At 63.6% G+C, this 18,253-nt stretch carries 16 protein-coding genes; 9 read left to right on the top strand and 7 right to left on the bottom strand.

Annotation, left to right across the window (positions count from 1 at the left end; translation table 11 throughout):
* Nucleotide 1 precedes the first annotated feature (1 nt).
* Nucleotides 2-1,105: an MlaD family protein gene (locus ACFQX9_RS35015; protein WP_377791784.1), complete on the top strand. Its 1,104-nt coding sequence runs from the start codon at nucleotides 2-4 to the stop codon at nucleotides 1,103-1,105.
* A gap of 6 nt (nucleotides 1,106-1,111) precedes the next feature.
* Here ACFQX9_RS35015 and ACFQX9_RS35020 read toward each other — a convergent pair whose 3' ends face one another.
* Nucleotides 1,112-1,429 (bottom strand): cytochrome c, encoded by a 318-nt coding sequence (locus ACFQX9_RS35020; protein ID WP_085384723.1) that lies wholly within the window; start codon nucleotides 1,427-1,429, stop codon nucleotides 1,112-1,114.
* A 148-nt stretch (nucleotides 1,430-1,577) separates the two neighbouring features.
* Between ACFQX9_RS35020 and ACFQX9_RS35025 the strand changes: the two genes are divergently transcribed.
* Both ACFQX9_RS35025 and ACFQX9_RS35030 read left to right on the top strand, forming a co-directional pair.
* Nucleotides 1,578-2,288 carry a helix-turn-helix domain-containing protein gene (locus tag ACFQX9_RS35025; RefSeq protein ID WP_247369620.1) on the top strand — a complete coding sequence of 237 codons (711 nt, stop codon included), beginning with the start codon at nucleotides 1,578-1,580 and terminating at the stop codon, nucleotides 2,286-2,288.
* Nucleotides 2,289-2,785: 497 nt separating this feature from the next.
* The gene (locus ACFQX9_RS35030) at nucleotides 2,786-3,514 is read left to right on the top strand and encodes a Crp/Fnr family transcriptional regulator (protein ID WP_018454810.1); all 729 of its coding nucleotides are present in this window, start codon (nucleotides 2,786-2,788) and stop codon (nucleotides 3,512-3,514) included.
* On the opposite strand, the gene ACFQX9_RS35035 is transcribed toward ACFQX9_RS35030, so the two are convergent.
* On the bottom strand, nucleotides 3,511-4,287 hold the full coding sequence (locus tag ACFQX9_RS35035; protein WP_018454809.1) for a cyclase family protein: 777 nt from the start codon (nucleotides 4,285-4,287) through the stop codon (nucleotides 3,511-3,513). The genes ACFQX9_RS35030 and ACFQX9_RS35035 overlap by 4 nt on opposite strands.
* 322 nt (nucleotides 4,288-4,609) lie before the next feature.
* On the opposite strand from ACFQX9_RS35035, the gene ACFQX9_RS35040 reads away from it, so the two are divergent.
* From ACFQX9_RS35040 to ACFQX9_RS35055, 4 genes are all read left to right on the top strand, one after another.
* Nucleotides 4,610-5,581: a TRAP transporter substrate-binding protein gene (locus ACFQX9_RS35040; protein WP_085349491.1), complete on the top strand. Its 972-nt coding sequence runs from the start codon at nucleotides 4,610-4,612 to the stop codon at nucleotides 5,579-5,581.
* 86 nt (nucleotides 5,582-5,667) lie between these two features.
* Nucleotides 5,668-6,216, top strand: coding sequence for a TRAP transporter small permease (locus ACFQX9_RS35045; protein WP_026232817.1), 549 nt, complete (start codon nucleotides 5,668-5,670; stop codon nucleotides 6,214-6,216).
* Nucleotides 6,207-7,499 (top strand): TRAP transporter large permease, encoded by a 1,293-nt coding sequence (locus tag ACFQX9_RS35050; RefSeq protein ID WP_018454806.1) that lies wholly within the window; start codon nucleotides 6,207-6,209, stop codon nucleotides 7,497-7,499. The genes ACFQX9_RS35045 and ACFQX9_RS35050 overlap by 10 nt, the downstream gene beginning before the upstream one ends.
* 23 nt (nucleotides 7,500-7,522) lie before the next feature.
* A complete protein-coding gene (locus ACFQX9_RS35055) occupies nucleotides 7,523-8,329 on the top strand; it encodes an SDR family NAD(P)-dependent oxidoreductase (RefSeq protein ID WP_085360076.1) in 807 nt (268 codons plus the stop codon).
* 9 nt (nucleotides 8,330-8,338) lie between these two features.
* Here the strand turns inward: ACFQX9_RS35055 and ACFQX9_RS35060 are convergent, their stop codons facing one another.
* Genes ACFQX9_RS35060 through ACFQX9_RS35075 form a run of 4 tightly spaced genes read right to left on the bottom strand, consistent with a single transcriptional unit; the run spans nucleotide 8,339 to nucleotide 12,608 of the window.
* Entirely contained in the window at nucleotides 8,339-9,037 is a 699-nt protein-coding gene (locus ACFQX9_RS35060; protein WP_377791786.1) for a molybdate ABC transporter substrate-binding protein, read from the bottom strand.
* Nucleotides 9,034-11,169 (bottom strand): molybdopterin cofactor-binding domain-containing protein, encoded by a 2,136-nt coding sequence (locus tag ACFQX9_RS35065; RefSeq protein ID WP_377791787.1) that lies wholly within the window; start codon nucleotides 11,167-11,169, stop codon nucleotides 9,034-9,036. The genes ACFQX9_RS35060 and ACFQX9_RS35065 overlap by 4 nt, the downstream gene beginning before the upstream one ends.
* Complete coding sequence (locus ACFQX9_RS35070; protein WP_085394637.1) at nucleotides 11,166-11,636, bottom strand: (2Fe-2S)-binding protein; 471 nt, start codon at nucleotides 11,634-11,636, stop codon at nucleotides 11,166-11,168. The genes ACFQX9_RS35065 and ACFQX9_RS35070 overlap by 4 nt, the downstream gene beginning before the upstream one ends.
* Nucleotides 11,637-11,651: 15 nt before the next feature.
* Nucleotides 11,652-12,608, bottom strand: coding sequence for a tripartite tricarboxylate transporter substrate binding protein (locus ACFQX9_RS35075; protein ID WP_198959230.1), 957 nt, complete (start codon nucleotides 12,606-12,608; stop codon nucleotides 11,652-11,654).
* 252 nt (nucleotides 12,609-12,860) lie between these two features.
* Here ACFQX9_RS35075 and ACFQX9_RS35080 point away from each other — a divergent pair, with 252 nt between their 5' ends.
* Both ACFQX9_RS35080 and ACFQX9_RS35085 read left to right on the top strand, forming a co-directional pair.
* Nucleotides 12,861-14,951: a molybdopterin-dependent oxidoreductase gene (locus ACFQX9_RS35080; RefSeq protein ID WP_377791788.1), complete on the top strand. Its 2,091-nt coding sequence runs from the start codon at nucleotides 12,861-12,863 to the stop codon at nucleotides 14,949-14,951.
* Nucleotides 14,952-15,091: 140 nt separating this feature from the next.
* Nucleotides 15,092-15,874: an enoyl-CoA hydratase/isomerase family protein gene (locus tag ACFQX9_RS35085; protein WP_377791789.1), complete on the top strand. Its 783-nt coding sequence runs from the start codon at nucleotides 15,092-15,094 to the stop codon at nucleotides 15,872-15,874.
* Between the two features lie 48 nt (nucleotides 15,875-15,922).
* On the opposite strand, the gene ACFQX9_RS35090 is transcribed toward ACFQX9_RS35085, so the two are convergent.
* Complete coding sequence (locus tag ACFQX9_RS35090; RefSeq protein WP_377791790.1) at nucleotides 15,923-16,987, bottom strand: hypothetical protein; 1,065 nt, start codon at nucleotides 16,985-16,987, stop codon at nucleotides 15,923-15,925.
* Between the last annotated feature and the right edge of the window lie 1,266 nt (nucleotides 16,988-18,253).

The raw sequence follows: 18,253 nt of genomic DNA on the forward strand, positions 1-18,253 counted from the left end.
CATGGAAACCCGCGCTCCCTACGTGCTGATCGGCAGTTTCGTCCTGGCCGCGATCCTCGCGGTGTTCGGCTTTGTCTATTGGCTGAACAACACCGGCGGGATCGGGCCGCGCACCAGCTATCACGTGCAATTCCAGGGCCCGGTGCCCGGTCTTCTGGTCGGCGCCGGCGTGCTGTTCAACGGCATCCGCGTCGGCGAGGTCACCCAGCTCGGGCTTGCGCCGGACAATCCACGCTTCGTCAATGCGACGATCTCGGTTGCTTCAACCACGCCGGTGCGTGCCGACAGCAGGGTCGGGCTCGATTTCCAGGGGCTGACCGGCGTGCCGGTGGTGACGCTTGAGGGAGGCGTCATTGTCACTAAATCCGGCGAGCCCCATACCTTGATTGCCGAGGCCGGTGCGGGCCAGAGCATGACGCAGGCCGCGCGCGATGCACTGCGGCGGGTCGATACCGTGCTGGAGGACAATTCGGGTCCGCTGAAGGACACCATCGCCAATCTCAAGACCTTCTCCGACGGGCTTGCGCGCAACACCGGCAAGATTGACGGCATTTTGGCGGGCCTGGAGAAGATGACCGGTGGCGGAACGCCGGCGCAGAAAGTCACCTATGACCTGCGCACGCCGCAGAACCTCGGTCCGGCCGGCAAGACGCTCTCGGCGTCACTGGCCATTCCCGAGCCGACGGCGGTCGCCATGCTCCAGACCCAGCGCATGCTGTTCGCGCCGGGCGGCGATAATCCGGGCTTTGCGGACTTCCTCTGGGCCGACAGCATTCCCAAGCTGATACAGGCGCGTCTGATCGACAGTTTCGAGAACTACGACATCGCCCACGCGCCGTTGCGCACGGCCGATCTCGGGCAAGCGGACTATCAGCTGCTGATCGACATCAGGCGCTTCCGCATTGCCACCGAGGGGGAGGCACGGGTCGAAATCGGACTGTCGGCCCGGATCGTCGACAAGAACGGCAAGGTGATCGCCTCGCGTCTCCTCGAGACCAGCGAAAAGCTCGACAAGGTCGAGCCGGCCATAGCGGTCGCAGCGTTCGGTGTGGCCTTCACACGCATCGCGAAGGAGCTGATCGGCTGGACGGCGCAGGCGGTGTGAGGGCGGCTATTCCAGGGTCTTGAGGTAGGACAGGAGATCGTGGATCTGGTCCGGACTGAGCTCGAAGGCCGGCATGTCGGCGTGGCCGGTGTTGATGCCCTCGGCCAGCGCCTCCCCAAGGCTCTCGATGGGATAGCGCTGGTGCAGGGTCCGCAGCGGCGGTGCGATCTTGAGCGGACTGTTCGACGCACGGTCGATCGCGTGGCAGCGCGCGCAATTGGCTCGCGCAAACGCCTTGCCGCGTTGTTCGGCGGTCGGGGCAGCCAGGGCAGGCGTCATCAGAAGCAACCCGATCAAGCCGTGACGCAGCGTTCCTTGCAGCATGTAAAGCGACCCCATTTACGTCTAGGAGAAGAATAGAGCGGGGATTCCCTCCAAAATTGATCTGGGTCAACCGGCTTTGGCGCACTGCAGTAAAATGCAGCTGCGCGGCGGGATGGGCCTGATGGGCAGCCGGCGCTTGGAGCGGTCGATGAAGCCCGTAGTCACGATTGAGCCGAACTGGCAGCTCTGCAGCGATTGCGCCGTCCGCGCATCAGCGGTTTGTTCGTCGCTGGATGCGGTCGAGCTTCGGGAATTCGAGCATCTCGGTCGACGCGTCCATTTTTCCTCAGGCGAGACTGTGTTCTGCGAGGAGGACATCACGACCTCGTTCTACAATCTGCTCGAGGGCGTCATGCGGCTGTACAAGCTGCTGCCCGACGGCCGCCGGCAGATCGTGGGCTTTGCCTTGCCCGGCGATTTCCTGGGGATGAATATTTCGGGCAGGCACAATTTTTCGGCCGATGCGATCGGCGCGGTGACCGTATGCCAGTTCGCGAAGTCACCCTTCGGCCGTTTCATCGAGGACCGGCCGCATCTCCTCAGGCGGATCAACGAGCTGGCGATTCGCGAGCTGAGCCAGGCCCGGGACCACATGGTCCTGCTCGGTCGCCGTTCGGCGGACGAAAAGGTTGCGGCCTTTCTGCTCGGCTGGCGCGAGCGGCTGGTCTCGCTGAAGCGGGCGTTGGACACGGTTCCGCTTCCAATGAGCCGCCAGGACATCGCCGACTACCTCGGCCTGACCATCGAGACCGTCAGCCGCACCTTCACCAAGTTGGAGCGCCACGGCGTGATCGAGATCATTCATGGTGGGATCAGCCTGCTCGATCCGGCGAAGGTCGAGGCCTTGGCCGCAGCCTGATTCCGACGCAGCGCGGCTCGATTTTTGATCGGGATCAATGCATTCGGCCGCGTGCCCCGAATAATGCCTGAAACCACAGGGGAGGGCATCATGCCGGCTGACGCGTTGCTTATGAGCACCATTGTCGTGGCAATCTTTGTCACATTCGCCGGGGCTCTGGCCTGGGCAGACCGGCAAACCAGTGCAGCCCGGCCCGAGTCCGACGTCAAGCGTCGAAGCTTCTGAGATCACCCTCCCATCTTGCGGCGCCGCGGGGCGGGCTATGCCGTGCGAGTTCGGGACGGTTGGCAGCGCCTCAACGCAAGGTGGCGTGCGGCACTTGCAACTCTGCATCGACTGGGACGCATTGGCTCATCCTTCGGCTGCCGGCTTCACGCCTGACCGCGGCATTTTCGCCGCGTTTGCCTCAAATAGGGCACATGCTTTCCGGTTGAAAAACTGGGCTACACTGACTACGCAGGGACCCCAGTGCCTCGCAGTCTTAGGAGCCCAGTGGCGTGCCTCAGGACAAGACCGGCGACGACCCCCGACAAGCGGCGGGGAATAAATTATCGGTCCTGCGCAAGCACCCGATCTTTGCGGATCTGGAGCCGGAGGCACTGGATCAGCTCTGCCGTTACGCCAAGCACACCACGGTGAAGCGCGGCGCGACGATCGCCGCCAAGGGCGATCCCGGCAACAATCTTTTCGCGGTGATCACAGGGACGGTGAAGATTTCCTCGTCGTCGCCCGACGGCCGTAACGCCATTCTCAATCTGATCGGTCCCGGAGAGATCTTCGGCGAGATCGCGGTGCTCGACGGCGCCCCCAGGTCGGCCGATGCGACCGCCAACACCAATTGCGAGCTCTACATCATCGATCGCCGGGACTTCCTGCCGTTCGTGAAGAGCCAGCCGGCGCTCGCGATGAAATTCATCGAGCTGCTCTGCGCGCGCCTGCGCTGGACCAGTCAGCAGGTCGAGCAGGTGATCCTGCAAAATCTGCCGGGCCGGCTTGCGAGCGCGCTGCTCGGCCTCACCGAAGAGCGCAAGTTCGACTCCGGCAGCGGCACGCTCGCCATCACGCAGCAGGAGATCAGCGAGATGGTGGGGATGACGCGCGAGAGCATCAACAAGCAATTGCGCGCCTGGGCGGGCCGCAACTGGGTTCGCCTCGAGCACGGCGCCATCGTCGTGCTCGACATTAATGCCTTGCGCGAACTCGCCGAGAGCGGGCTCGACAGCTAGCTGTCGATGATCGCGACGGCGCGGGTCCAGCCTGCGGAGGCCCGCTCGATCTTCACCGGAAAGCACGAGACGGTGAACCCGGTCGAAGGCAGCTGGTCGAGATTGTGCAGCTTCTCGAGGTGGCAATAGCCGATGTGCCGCCCCGCCTTGTGGCCCTCCCAGATCAGGCCGGCATCTTTCGTTTCGGCATATTTCTTCGCGGTGTGGACGAACGGTGCGTCCCAGCTCCAGCCGTCGGTGCCGGTCAGCCGCACGCCGCGTTCGAGCAGATACATGGTGGCCTCGTAGCCCATGCCGCAGCCTGAGCTGACATAATCGGCTTGGCCGAACCTGGCGCCGGCGCCGGTGTTGACGACGACGATCTCCAGCGGCGACAGCGCATGCCCGATCCGCCTCAACTCCTTCTCGACGTCGTCGGCGCTCGCCACGTAGCCGTCGGGCAGATGCCGGAAGTCGAGCTTCACGCCGGGCTGAAAACACCATTCCAGCGGGACCTCGTCGATCGTCCATGACCGCTCGCCGCGATTCATGGTCGGATGGAAGTGCCAGGGCGCATCGAGATGCGTGCCGTTATGGGTCGACAGCGAGACCTGCTCGACGGCCCAGCCCTGGCCGTCCGGCAGATCCTGTGCCGTGAGGCCGTCGAAGAACTGCAGCATCCGCGGCAGGCCCTGCTGGTGATCGATGTACTGGATCGTCGGGTGATTGCCCGGCGGATCCGCCGTCACGTCGTTTCTGAGCGGCACGGAGATGTCGATCAGCTTCCGCGGCATAGGCATTCCTCGGGATGTCCGTTTTGCTTCGCAGCATCTTGAGAGGACCGCACCGGCGGCGTCAAGCAACGCGCATGAACGCTTGCCGCGCCAGACGACATATGATTTCGGAAAAACTGGACGAGGAGCCGGCTGTCTGCCCAAAGCCGGTCTGATCCATCGATGCAACTCTAGCATTGATCGATGCCGGATTTGGCTTGGACAGAGAATGCCGCGCGCCCTAGGGACGACGATGGCGCTTGACTTCACACCGGAAGTGGAGCGACCCAAGGCGGCCCGCAGCATCTGCCCAACGATATAATCACCTCAGGAGGAAGCCCAGATGAAGATACTCACCGGCGTCATCGCAGCCGCTCTGCTGGCGGTCTCAGCCCCCTTGGCGACCGCACGCGATTTCCGTTCCGCCGACATCCATCCCGCCGATTATCCAACCGTCGAGGCCGTCAAGTTCATGGGCAAGCAGCTCGCCGCGGCGAGCGGCGGCAAGCTCGGCGTGAAGGTGTTCCCCAACGGTGCGCTGGGCTCCGAGAAGGACACCATCGAGCAGCTCAAGATCGGCGCCCTCGACATGATGCGGATCAACGCATCGCCCTTGAACAACTTCGTGCCGGAAACCATCGCGTTGTGCCTGCCCTTCATCTTCCGGGACACGCAGCACATGCGCACTGTCCTTGACGGCCCGATCGGCGACGAGATCCTGGCGGCCATGGCGCCCGCAGGCCTGATCGGCCTTGCCTACTACGACAGCGGCGCCCGGTCCATTTACACCGTCAAGGCACCGATCAAGTCGCTCGCGGACGTCAAGGGTCTGAAAATTCGTGTCCAGCAATCCGATCTGTGGGTCGGCATGATCCAGAGCCTCGGGGCCAATCCGACCCCGATGCCCTATGGCGAGGTCTATACCGCTCTCAAGACCGGTCTGGTGGACGCTGCCGAGAACAACTGGCCCTCTTACGAGTCCTCGCGCCACTTCGAGGCCGCCAAGTTCTACAACGTCACCGAGCACTCCCTGGCGCCCGAAGTTCTCGTGATGTCCAAGACGGTCTGGGACACGCTGAGCAAGGAGGACCAGGCGATGGTCCGCAAGGCGGCCAAGGAATCGGTGCCCGTCATGCGCAAGCTCTGGGACGAACGCGAGCAGGCCTCCCGCAAGACGGTCGAAGCGGCCGGCGTTCAGGTCGTGACGATCGCCAACAAGGCGGAATTCGTCGACGCGATGAAGCCGGTGTACGACAAGTTCGCGGGTGACGAGAAGCTGAAGAGCCTCGTCAAGCGTATCCAGGACACGAAGTAAGGCCATAGCGTCGGTCCGGCGTTGCCGACTGGCGACGCCTGACCGACGCATTGGACGCGCGCAAGGAGACTTGCAAGGAGACTTGGATGACAGACCCTCACGTCGCAGACCACGAACTGGACGTTGCCGGACGCCCGTCCACCGGCTTGCTGTCCCGGATCAATGCTCCGGTCGCCCGGCTAGGGATGTATCTGTCGGTGACCGGGCTGCTCGTCATCGTCACCATCGTCTTCTACCAGGTGTTCGGACGCTACGTGCTCAATTCCAGCCCGACCTGGACGGAGAACCTTGCGTTGGTTCTTATCCTGTATGTCACGTTGATCGGCGCCGCCGTCGGTGTGCGCGATGCCGGACATATCGGCATGGATAGTTTGCTGGTGATGCTGCCGGATCGCGCGCGGGAGAAAATCGAGCTTGTGATCCACGTCCTGGTCGCCGGCTTCGGCGTCGCGATGGCCTATAACGGCTGGATCCTCGGAGCCTCGGTCGGAACCGTGAAGATCCCCAATCTCGGGCTGCCCGAGGTCATCCGCTACGTGCCGCTGATCGCCTCCGGCGTCCTGATCGTCTCCTTTTCAATCGAGCACATCATCGCTCTCCTGCGCGGCGAAGAGGTCGTCCCCTCATGGAACTGATCATCCTCGGCGCCACTTTCTTCGGCTTCCTGGTCCTCGGCGTCCCGGTCGCCTTCGCGATCGGCCTCTCGGCGATTTGCACCATCCTCTACGAAGGCCTGCCGGTCGCGGTCATCTTCCAGCAGATGATGTCGGGGATGAACATCTTCTCCTTCCTCGCCATCCCGTTCTTCGTCTTCAGCGGTGAGCTGATGCTGCATGGCGGCGTCGCCGACAAGATCGTGCAGCTTGCCAAGAATCTCGTCGGACACATCCGCGGCGGGCTCGGCATGTCGAACGTGGTCGCCTGCACGCTGTTCGGCGGCGTCTCCGGCTCGCCCGTTGCCGACGTGTCGGCGATGGGGGCGGTGATGATCCCCATGATGAAGAAGGAAGGTTTCGACACCGACTACGCCGTCAACGTCACCACCCATGCCTCGCTGGTCGGAGCGCTGATGCCGACCAGCCACAACATGATCATCTATGCGCTCGCCGCCGGCGGCAAGGTTTCGATCGGCGCGCTGATCGCCGCCGGGCTCCTGCCGGCCCTGGTGCTGATGGTGTGCATGCTGGTCGCCGCTTACGCGGTCGCGGTGAAGCGAGGCTATCCGGCCGGCAAGTTCCCGGGCTGGCCCGCGGTTTTTCGCTCGTTCGCGGCCGCTCTGCCCGGCCTTCTGATCGTCGGCATCATCCTGGCGGGCATCCTGTCCGGTGTGTTCACGGCCACCGAATCCGCGGCCGTCGCGGTCACCTATACGATCCTGCTGACGTTCTTCATCTACCGCACCATGACCTTGCCGAACTTCCTGCGCGCTGCGGCCAAGGCGGTGAAGACGACGGGCGTGGTGCTGCTGCTGATCGGCGTCTCCACCATGTTCCAGTATCTGATGGGGCTTTACGAGGTTGCCGACTTCGCCGGCGAGATGATGAGCAAGGTCTCGACCCAGCCCTGGGTCATCTTCCTGCTCATCAACGTCATCCTGTTCGTGCTGGGCACGTTCATGGACATGGCAGCGACCATCCTGATCTGCACGCCGATCTTCCTGCCGATCGCGATGAAGGCCGGCATGGATCCGGTGCAGTTCGGCATGCTGATGCTGATCAACTGCGCGCTCGGGCTGAACACCCCGCCGGTCGGGACCACGCAGTTCGTGGGCTGCGCCATCGGCGGCATCTCGGTGGGCGCGGTGATGCGCACCATCCTGCCGTTCTACGCCGCCCTCATCGCAGCTCTGATGTTCGTGACCTACGTTCCCGCCTTCTCGCTGTGGCTGCCCCGCCTGCTGATGGGCTACAAGGGATAGCAGCAATACAGGAGAATCTATCCGTGACTGACTATCGCAAGCTCTTCGATCTCACCGGCAAGACGGCCGTGGTGCTCGGCGCCGCCTCGGGCATCGGCAAGTCGTCGGCCGAGGCGCTGGCCGGGCTCGGCGCCCGTGTCGTCTGCGCCGATCGCGCGATTGACGCCGCCGAAGCAACTGCCGCCGGCATTCGTGAGAAGGGCGGCTGGGCCGAGGCGGCTGCGTGTGACGCCGCGAGCGCTGCGGACGTCAATGCGCTGGCCAAGACCGTGATGCAGAAATTTTCGCGGCTCGACATCGCGGTGACGACGCCGGGGCTCAACATTCGCAAGACCATCCTCGATTACACCGAGGAGGATCTCGACCGCGTCCTCAACCTCAACATCAAGGGCACGGTCTGGTTCTTCCAGGCCTTCGGCCGCATCATGGTCGAGCAGAAGGGCGGCAGCATCATTGCCTGCTCCTCGGTGCGGGCGGTGACCATCGAGCCCGGCCTCGGCGTCTACGGCTCGACCAAGGCGGCCATCGGCCTGCTGGTGAAGGGCTTTGCCTCCGAGGTTGGGCGCTCCGGCGTGCGCGTCAATGCGATCGCGCCGAGCATCGCCGAGACCGCGCTGACTGGCCCGTTCAAGCAGCGTCCCGACATCTACAATCTCTACGCCGGCCACACCGTGTTCAACCGCTGGAGCAGCGCCGACGAGGTCGCGACCGCCGTTGCCTATCTCGCCTCGGACGCCGCGAGCTATGTCAGCGGCAGCACGCTGTTCGTCGATGGCGGCTGGACTGCCGTCGACGGGCCGCCGACCGGCCTCACCCAGTTGCACACGTAGGGCGCTTACCTACCCGGTGAAGCCGGCGCGCTGGCGCAGGTCCTTGCGGTCTGCGCCGGTCAGCAACGCGATCAGCGTGGCCGCCTCTTGTGGATGTGCGGCCCGCGTGGTCACGCCGGCCGTGTACATCGTCACGAGCTCGCAGCCCGGCGGCAGCGCTCCTGACAGTGCGATGCCGTCGGTCGCGATAATCTCGGTAGCCTGGGTGCAGCCGATCGGATGCGCGGCGGTGGATGCCGCAAGCTCCCGCATCGCGGTCGCGCCGTTCGGAAAGATTTTCAGGCGCGAGGCGACCTCGTAGGCGATGCCCAGCTGATCCAGCACTTTTGCGACGTGCTGTCCGGCGGTCGAGGCTTTCGTGTCCGGGACGTAGATCGCATCGGCGCTGCGCAGCACCTCGCGCAGGTCAGTTTCGGTCTTCACGGTCACCTTGGGATCGCGGCTGCGGACCGCCAGCGCGGTCTCGACCCGCCCGACATCCGAGATCGAGGAGAGGATGACGAGCGTCTCGTCGGCAAGCTTTGCAAGCAGCGCCTGCGTCAGGATCACCAGATCGGCCGCCGTTCCCGTGCGCAGCTTGTCGGCCATGATGCCGACCGCGCCGAACTCGCCGTCGATGCCGAAGCCGGTCTGCATCTTGAAGGGATCACTGAGGCCGCGCACCAGGCCTTGCGCCGCGCCTCCACTCAAAATGCTCACTGTCGTCACGATGGCAGCTCCATGGCTGCAATGATCTTGTCGCGGGTGATCGGCAGGTCGCGCACGCGCACGCCGAGGCAATCGTAAACGGCATTCGCGATCGCCGCCGTCACCGGGCCGTGGGCGGCCTCGCCGGCGCCGACGGGCTCGATCTCCGGCCGCTGCACGATCTCGACATCCACCATTGGCACCTCGCTGAAGGTGAGGATGGGATAGTCGGTCCAGGACGTCGATGTGACGCGCGTGCGGTCGAAGCGGACGCGCTCCTTCAGCACCCAGCTCGTCGCCTGGATCGCGCCGCCCTCGATCTGGTTGATGACGCCGTCCGGGTTGATGGCCTCGCCGACATCGACCGCCAGCGTCAGCCGCTTGACGCGGATGTCTTCAGTGCCTTCGACCTCCGCAATGGCGGCGCAATAGGCCCCCGTATTCTTGTAGCGGGCGAAGCCCGCGCCATGACCGATGCCAGCCTGCTTCTCCGGTTTCCACTGCGCGCGTCGTGCCGCGGCCCGGATGACGTCCTTCGCGCGTTCGTCGCGCAGATGGCGCAAGCGGAACGCGATCGGGTCTTCGCCGCGCAGGGCGGCGACCTCGTCGAGCAGGGACTCGATCGCGAACACATTGCCTTGTCCGCCGAGTGTGCGCAGCGCCGAGGTCCGCACCGGCATCGTCAGCAGCCGGTGACTCGTGACCGTCCAGGCCTTGAGGTCGTAGAGCGGAACGGAGTTGCGGTCGCCGCCGCCGCCATTGGCTGGGGGCGGATTGGTCGAGATCAAGCGCGGGTAGGGGTTCGTAATCTCGGTTGCGGCGAGCAGCGCGGGCTGCGCCGCGCGCCCCGGCCGCGCCGCGTGGCCGTTGCTCCAGATCGCATGGCGCCAGCCGACGATCTCGTTGTCCGCATTGAGATCGGCCTCGATCTCGATCGCCATCGCCGCGCCAAACGGTGCATAGGACATCTCGTCGTGGCGCGACCACTGCACCCGCACCGGACGGCCGCCGGCAGCTTTCGCCAGCAGCACGGCATCCAGCGCGACATCGTCAGCGGCATTGTGTCCGTAGCAGCCCGCGCCTTCCATGTGCTCGACCACGATGTTTTCTGGCGGCAGCTCGAGCACGATCGCAAGATCAGCGCGCAGCAGGTAGACGCCTTGGCTGTGGGTCCAGACGTGGACGCGATCGCCGTTCCATTGGGCCATCGCACAGGACGGTGCGATCGAAGCGTGCGCGATGTAGGGACGGATGTATTGCCGGCGGAGGGTGCGAGCAGCCTCCTTTATCGTTGCCGCAGTCGTCCGGACATCGATCACGGTGGTCTCGACCGGCTGGCTCTTCAAGAACCCGGCCAGATCATTTTCATCGGGCAGCGGCTCGCCGGCCGACCATGTCCCGCCCTTGCGCAAGGCTTTCAGCGCGGCTTCCGCCGCTGCCTCGCTGTCGGCGACCACGCCGGAAAAACCGCCATCGCGGACGATCGCGACGAGCCCGGGAACGGCTCTCGCCGCCGTCTCGTCGAGCGCGATCAGCCTGGCGCCCGAGATGTCCGGCCGCAGCACGCGTCCGTGCAGCAAGTCCGGCAGCGGACAGTCATGGATAAAGCGCGCCCGTGCCAACACCTTGTCGGGAATGTCGAAACGCTGGACCGAATGTCCGGCCACAGTGCGCTTGGCGACAATCTTCGCCGTCGCGCCCGCATTGGCGTCGCGGTCGAGCGAAACGTCGCCGGCCAACTCCCAATAGCTGGTCCTGACATTGCCGGGGCCCGAGATCGTGCCGTCATCGATCTCGAGCAGCGATGCATCGACACCGAGACGTTCGGATGCCGCGGCGAGGAAGCGCTGGCGCACCTCGGCACAGGCGTGGCGCAGCGCGCGGCCCGACTGCTGGATCGAAAGGCTGCCCGAGGTGACGCCCTCGTTCGGGCTTGCCGCCGTGGAGGCGCGGATCATCTCGATGCGACCAATATCGACGTCGAGCTCGTCGGCTGCGATCTGCGCCAGGGCCGTGACGATGCCCTGTCCGATCTCGACCTTGCCGGGCGAGATCGCCACACGGCCCTCGCCGATGAGCTTCACCCAGGATGACAGCTTGGGATTGGCCGCAAGGCTGACCGGCAGTGTCGGGGCAGGGGACGGCACACTCATGATGTCGCCATCTCCGCGGCCGCCCGCAACACGGCGCGGACCATGCGGTTGTGCGATCCGCAGCGGCACAGATTGCGATCGAGCGCGGCTCTCACCTCGGCCTCCGTCGGCGACGGATTGCGCTTCAGCAGCGCCGCCGCGCTGATCAGGATTCCCGATACGCAATAGCCGCATTGCATCGCCTGCTCGGAGATAAAGGCGCGTTGCAGCGGATGCGGTTGCTCCGCGGTGCCGAGGCCTTCCACCGTGACGACCTCCTTGTTGGCGACCGACCACATCGGCATGTCGCAGGAGGCCATCGCGCGATCACCGACCATGACATGGCAAGCGCCGCACTCGCCGGCCCCGCAGCCGAAATGCGGACTTGTGACGCCGAGCCGGCCGCGCAGCACATCCAGCAGCGTCTGATCCGGATCGGTCTCGACGGCCGTCGCCGTGCCGTTGAGCTGGAACTGAATGGTCGGCATTGTCGCGCTACGGCCTCAGGACTTGTCGAACTTCTTGACGACGTCCGCCCATTTCTCGATGTCGCCGCGCAGGAATTTGTCGAATTGCTCCGGCGTCATCGACATGGGCACCGCGCCCTGCGCAGTCCAGAGCTTGACGATGTCGGGACGCTTCACCATTGCGTTCACGGCGGCATTGAGCTTGTCGATCACGGGTTTCGGCGTGCCGGCCGGAGCCATCAGGCCGAGCCAGATCGTGGCTTCATAGCCTGCGACACCCGCCTCGATCGCTGTCGGCACATTCGGCAGCACGGCTGAGCGCTGCTTGCCGGTGGTCGCGAGCGCGCGGACCTGATTCTCGCCGATGTTCGGCGCCATTGCCGGCACCGCATCGATCATCATCTGCACCTGCCCGCCGATCACGCCACTGCGGGCCTCGCCACTGTTGCGGTAGGGGACATGGACGAGATCGATGCCGGCCATCGCTTTGAACAGCTCGCCGGCCATGTGATAGGGCGTGCCCTGGCCGGAGGAGGCGTAGTTCAATTTGCCCGGCTGCGACTTGGCGAGCGCGACGAACTCCTGCAGCGTCTTCGCTGCGACTTGCGGGTTCACCACGATGACGAGATCGGAAGAGTTCACCGGTGCGATCGGCGCGAGGTCGCGCATCAGCTCGTATTTGCGCTTGTCCGGCGTCAACAGCGATTCGTTCGCGGTCTGGGTGTTGGACATCATCAACAGCGTGTAGCCGTCGGCGGGCGACTTCGCCGCTTCGACCGTGCCGATGACGCCGCCGGCGCCGGTGCGGTTCTCGATCACGAAGGGCTGGCCAAAACTCTCCTGGAGCGCATTGCCGATCTGCCGGGCCGCGACATCGGCCGGTCCGCCGGCGCCGAAGGGCACGACGATCCGGACCGCGTGGTTGGGATAGTCCTGCGCCAGGGACGGGGCTGCGGAGCATGCGCTGAGCAGGCCGGCGGCCAGCGCCAGCATGAATTGTCGGGCCGTCACACCCACCTCCCTGATGTCGTTCTTGTTGGTAAGCACTGTAGCGGCAGGGGAGGCGGACTGTCGACGCCTCACAAGGCCGATGGTGCCTGGAATATCCTGCGGTTTTCGGTGTGGCGGCGCCGCTCTTCGCGGTCGCGGCAGGAACCGGCGGCGCACGCGGTCTGAGCAAATCGCATGGGCGTTGCCGGATAAATACCCTCGGCTGACAGGTATTTTGGTGTTACCAAATTGGACATGAACCAGCACGCCAAGATCGAAATCCGCCATTCGACCTGTCCGCATGATTGCCCGTCGGCCTGTGCCCTCGACATCGAGGTGGTCGAGGGGCGCAGCATCGGTCGTGTCCGCGGTTCGAAAAAGCAGACCTATACGGCCGGCGTGGTCTGCGCCAAGGTCGCCCGTTATGCCGAGCGCATCCATCACCCCGATCGGGTGACCTATCCGATGCGCCGCACCGGGCCGAAGGGCTCCGGTCAGTTCGCGCGGATCAGCTGGGACGAGGCGCTGGACGAGATTGCGGATCGCTTCAACCAGGCCGAGCGCGAATTCGGCGCGGAGTCAATCTGGCCCTATTATTACGCCGGCACAATGGGGCTGGTGATGCGCGACGGTCTCAACCGCCTCACCCATGTGAAGAAATATTCGCGGTTCTATCAGACCATCTGCGCCAATGTCGGCCGCATCGGGTTCGCGATCGGCACCGGCAAGATCGCCGGCGTCGATCCGCGCGAGATGGCGCTGTCCGATCTGGTGGTGATCTGGGGCACCAACCCCGTCAACACGCAGGTCAACGTGATGACGCACGCCGCCCGTGCCCGGAAGGAGCGTGGCGCCAAGATCGCGGCCGTCGACATCTACGACAACGAGACCATGAAGCAGGCGGATATCAAGATCATCCTGCGGCCCGGCACCGACGGCGCGTTCGCCTGCGGCGTGATGCACGTCCTGTTCCGCGACGGCTATGCCGATCGCGCCTATATGGACAAGTACACCGACTGCCCTGATGAGCTCGAGGCGCATCTGAAGACGCGCACGCCCGAATGGGCGTCGGCGATCTCGGGCGTGCCGGTGGCGGAGATCGAGGCTTTTGCCAGATTGGTCGGCGAGACCAAGCGGACCTTCTTCCGGCTCGGTTACGGCTTCACCCGCTCGCGCAACGGTGCGGCGCAGATGCATGCTGCAAACTGCATTCCCGCGGTGACCGGCGCCTGGCAATATGAAGGCGGCGGCGCCTTCTTCAACAATTACGCGCTGTGGCACTTCAACGAATCCATCATCGAAGGCCATGACGCCATCGACCGGACCATCCGCGCGCTCGACCAGTCGCAGATCGGCCGCATCCTGACCGGCGATTCCAAGGCTCTGCACGGCAAGGGTCCGGTCAAGGCGCTGCTGATCCAGAACACAAACCCGATGACGGTGGCACCGGAACAGGCACTGGTGCGGCAGGGGTTTGCGCGCGAGGATCTGTTCGTCGCGGTGCACGAGCAGTTCATGACCGAGACGGCCGAGATGGCCGACATCGTGCTGCCGGCGACGATGTTCATGGAGCATGACGATCTCTATTACGGTGGCGGGCACCAGCACATCTCGGTCGGCCCGAAGCTGATCGACCCGCCCGGCGAGTGCCGCTCCAACCACGAGGTTTTGCAGGCGCTGGCGCCGCGGCTTGGCGCCAGGCATCCAGGGTTCGAGCTGACGCCGCGTGAGTTGATCGACGCGACGCTGAAGCTGAGCGACCACGGCGACATTGCCGGCCTCGAAGCCGATCTCTGGCGCGACCTGCAGCCGGACTTCCGCACGTCGCATTATCTCGACGGCTTCGCCCATGCCGACAGGAAATTCCATTTCAAAGCGGATTGGGCGCATCCGCCGTTCGGCCAGACGATGGGTGACTTCGACAAGATGCCGTCGCTGCCGGACCATTGGGCGGTGATCGAGCATTCCGACCAGGCCCATCCGTTCCGGCTTGCCACGAGCCCGTCGCGCAGCTTCCTCAACACGACCTTCAACGAGACGCCGTCCTCCCAGGCGCGCGAGGGCAAGGCGAGCGTGATGATCCATCCCCTGGATGCGGCCGCGCTCGACATCGCCCATGGCGACGCCGTGACGCTCGGCAACACCCGCGGCGAGACAACGCTGATCGCCACGCTGTTCGAGGGCGTGCGCCGCGGCGTGCTGATCGCGGAGTCCGTTCATCCCAACAAGAACCATATCGGTAACCGCGGCATCAACATGCTGACGGGCGCGGACACCATCGCGCCGATCGGCGGCGCCGCTTTCCACGACAACAAGGTCTGGATCAGGAAAGCGGTGGCGGCCTGATCCGCAACATGCGCTTCGATCGCGTTACAAGTTTGTGTCGAGACGCTAAAGCGGCGCCGCGCCGCAAATTGCCCTTGCACCTTTGGCCCGAGCTGCCGCAAATGGCTGCAAAACGGAGAGCCCAAGGAAGCGAGCGCGCCATGACCGACACCACAGCCGTGATCACCGAGAAGCGCGGGCAGGCGCTCTGGATCACCATCAACCGGCCCGAGAAACGCAATGCGCTGAATGGCGAGGTCATCGCCGGCATCGCGCGCGGCTATCGCGACGCGCATGACGACAGGGATGTCCGAATCATCGTGCTGACGGGCGCTGGCGACAAGGCGTTCTGCGCCGGCGCGGATCTGCAGAACTCCGGCGCGGCTTTCGCGATGGATCATTCGAAGCCGAATGTCGACTATGCCGATCTGCTGCGCTTGTCGCAGAACGCGACCAAGCCCGCGATTGCGCGCCTCAGTGGCGTCTGCATGGCCGGCGGCATGGGCCTGCTCTGCATGACCGACATGGCCGTCGCCGCCGATCACGTCATCTTCGGTCTGCCGGAAGTGAAGGTCGGCGTGTTCCCGATGCAGGTGTTGAGCCTGTTGCAGTCGATCGCGCCACCGCGCCTCGTCAATGAATGGGCGTTGACCGGCGAGCCGTTCGACGCGAAAGCGGCATTGGCAGCAGGCCTGCTGAACTACGTCGTGCCCACGGCCGAGCTGGATGCCAAGGTCGACTGGCTGATCGGCCGCATCGTCGACAAATCCCCGACCGCGATCCGTCGCGGCAAATACGCGATGCGCGCCATCGCCTCGATGTCGTTCGACGAGAGCATCGCCTACACCGAAAGCCAGATCGCGCTGCTTGCCATGACCGAGGATGCCAAGGAAGGGCTGAAAGCGTTCAGCGAGAAGCGCAAACCAGTGTGGACAGGAAAATAGGCGATTCTTTCAGCGTATTCATCGGTTCTGCCATAGGCCGACGTGCCTTTATTCCGACGGGAGATTGGCGTTTAGCCGGATAAGGAGAGATCTTGTCCGCTCTTCGCGACGCTTTTTTGTGGCAATGATCAACTGCCTGGCCGTACGCTTGGCGTAGGTTGGCAGTTGGCGACTTGATCTATGACGACCAGCCGCGCGCAACTCTGCATCCGTGAGATCGCTGTCGGCGCCCTCGGTAAATCCTCCGTGTCGGAAGGACCGAAAAGAAAGCTCCTGACGTAGGCCAGCCTCTGTGATGATGGTTTTTACCACACTACGGAGATAGCGGAGATCCTTGCGTGGGGTAATCCATGGGAGCGGGATTGCCGACTGACGATGCGCATGATCACGACGGAATACCAGACCGGAGAGGGTGGTCCTCTTGATCTCGTCGAGTTCCTCCATGAGTTCAGGAAAGAGAGGGGTGCCGGTTTCGTCCGATAGCGGCCACCAGGCCTCCTCTCCATTCTTCGGATGCACGATTCTGACGCTATTTGGCCGCTCGCGGGGTCGATAATGCGAAACGTCGAAGGCGCCGAACACGTGCTGCTCTCGTTGCAGCCACTCCCATGACAACAAAGCAGCTGTTGCAATCGAGCGGTAATCAAGCTTTATCGCGGCGGCTCTGAAGGCGACGAGCTCATCCCAGGTTGCGGTCGGTGTGGGCCGTATCGGCTGCCCAGGCGGATGAGATTTTAATCCCATCCGGGAAAACGGGTTGGTCGCTGGTACGATCCTTTCTTGAGCACGCTGACCAACGAACCAAGCACGGCGACAGGCCCCCATAGCCATAGTTACATAGCGACGGCGCTCGCGAACGACGACCTCTCCACTGTTGTTGACTTTCGTCACGACCAATAGTTTTCCATAAACTGCGTCGACGAACGCTTTGGTGAAATCGGAAAGCTGCTTAGACCCAACGCGACTTCCATCTTTCAGCTCGTGATTGGCGAACAGTGCGAGACTTTTTGTGTAGTGCCGCTGTGTAGTGCTTTCGATTTCTGTCCACTTCTGGTGAGCTTGGAAGACGCCGACGAGCCAATCGAACGTGCCGGGTTCGATAGTCGCCGGCATGATGTCGCTTAGACCCCGTGAGTGCCAACTGTCGAACGCCGGCAGGAGGACTTTCTCTACCCGCTCGACGGCACTTGCGTAATCGCAGCCTAGAGCTTCAGGGTTTAAATCGCAGCCCTGTCGACGGGCCCAGGTTGGGGGTGCAAAATAGTAGGCTATTCTATTCTTCGCCAATATTTTGCGGCGACAATAACGGGGCAGGCGCGGTGCCGTTTCAAGCGATATCACACCAGGCATAAAAGATCCTCCTCCTCCTTAAGATCTCCCTTTCCGATAGATGCTGCGAAGTGATCCATGGTCGCTTTTGACCAAACTGGCTGACGCAGGCGCCCTGTTCCGCGAAAGCCGATTGGCGGGGGGGAATCTCCTCGGCTGATCGCGCGCATGAGTTCGCTTGTGTCTCCAAAGTCAAGGTAAGCGGCAGCCATGTCCGCTCTCATCATCGTGGGCCAGGTTCCAGCGAGAGGGTAGCGGGCAGGTAGTGCGGTGTGCGACGAGACTAGGCGGTTTGATCTCACTGCTGAATGCCCGTGGTGTACATGTGCTGATTTCACTGACGAACGTGACGGGATCTGGTCGATCCAGATTGCTCTTCGCCCCTGGTTGGCGAGCGAGAGTTCGGATCGCGGACTAAGCGGAGTTTTACGGCCAAAGAGTTTCCTCCTCCACTGCGAAGCGCGGCCGGGCGGGAAAAGGCCGGATTGGCGCGCGAAAAGGAAGCCTTTGGTGTGCAGTTCTCCAAGAAAGCCCAATGTTGCTCGCGAAAGAAAAAGGGAACAGTTGCGGCGCTCCGTTGGCAGGGCCGGTATCCGGCAGGCAGCTGCTGTGGATGATAGATCAATAGTCAATCCGACAGTCCGATGGGAGACTTGTATCGAAGCCTTCGGATCGCTTTCGAGCGTCGGAATTTGAACGTGCGGGTTGGACTAAGCAGGCTATGGTTGCTGGGCTGAGCACTGCTCGGCTGGCCATTGCTCGAATGGTTCAATTGCTCACGTACTGGGACTGATAGTTGCAGATATCCGTGAGCTGCAAGCCTCTCGTGATGCGCTTGAGCCGGATGGACGATGCAAGGCAGAATGCAGCCCGAACTGCGCCTGGATGGGTAAATAGGACTAAAAGACTTTTCGACGCGCCGACGAATTCAAGCGACGAAACGAGGTCCTCTGGTCAAGCCCTGGCGAGTTCTCCCGTTTGCGCGCGCGCGGCTGCGCCGCAACGGGCTCTTGTGAACCGAGCCGCGCTGCGTCTCGGCCATCCGGCTTC

This window comes from Bradyrhizobium sp. GCM10028915 (assembly GCF_042666195.1).
In the GTDB taxonomy this organism is placed as follows: Bacteria; Pseudomonadota; Alphaproteobacteria; order Rhizobiales; family Xanthobacteraceae; genus Bradyrhizobium; species Bradyrhizobium canariense_D.

What these genes read in the sequence shown, in the direction of transcription:
- ACFQX9_RS35025 (WP_247369620.1), top strand. Translation starts at nt 1,578, where the DNA reads ATGAAGCCCGTAGTCACGATTGAGCCGAACTGGCAGCTCTGCAGCGAT.
- ACFQX9_RS35070 (WP_085394637.1), bottom strand. Translation starts at nt 11,636, where the DNA reads ATGCCGACCATTCAGTTCCAGCTCAACGGCACGGCGACGGCCGTCGAG.
- ACFQX9_RS35015 (WP_377791784.1), top strand. Translation starts at nt 2, where the DNA reads ATGGAAACCCGCGCTCCCTACGTGCTGATCGGCAGTTTCGTCCTGGCC.
- ACFQX9_RS35050 (WP_018454806.1), top strand. Translation starts at nt 6,207, where the DNA reads ATGGAACTGATCATCCTCGGCGCCACTTTCTTCGGCTTCCTGGTCCTC.
- ACFQX9_RS35020 (WP_085384723.1), bottom strand. Translation starts at nt 1,429, where the DNA reads ATGCTGCAAGGAACGCTGCGTCACGGCTTGATCGGGTTGCTTCTGATG.
- ACFQX9_RS35035 (WP_018454809.1), bottom strand. Translation starts at nt 4,287, where the DNA reads ATGCCGCGGAAGCTGATCGACATCTCCGTGCCGCTCAGAAACGACGTG.
- ACFQX9_RS35090 (WP_377791790.1), bottom strand. Translation starts at nt 16,987, where the DNA reads ATGCCGGCGACTATCGAACCCGGCACGTTCGATTGGCTCGTCGGCGTC.
- ACFQX9_RS35075 (WP_198959230.1), bottom strand. Translation starts at nt 12,608, where the DNA reads ATGCTGGCGCTGGCCGCCGGCCTGCTCAGCGCATGCTCCGCAGCCCCG.
- ACFQX9_RS35045 (WP_026232817.1), top strand. Translation starts at nt 5,668, where the DNA reads ATGACAGACCCTCACGTCGCAGACCACGAACTGGACGTTGCCGGACGC.
- ACFQX9_RS35085 (WP_377791789.1), top strand. Translation starts at nt 15,092, where the DNA reads ATGACCGACACCACAGCCGTGATCACCGAGAAGCGCGGGCAGGCGCTC.
- ACFQX9_RS35040 (WP_085349491.1), top strand. Translation starts at nt 4,610, where the DNA reads ATGAAGATACTCACCGGCGTCATCGCAGCCGCTCTGCTGGCGGTCTCA.
- ACFQX9_RS35080 (WP_377791788.1), top strand. Translation starts at nt 12,861, where the DNA reads ATGAACCAGCACGCCAAGATCGAAATCCGCCATTCGACCTGTCCGCAT.
- ACFQX9_RS35065 (WP_377791787.1), bottom strand. Translation starts at nt 11,169, where the DNA reads ATGAGTGTGCCGTCCCCTGCCCCGACACTGCCGGTCAGCCTTGCGGCC.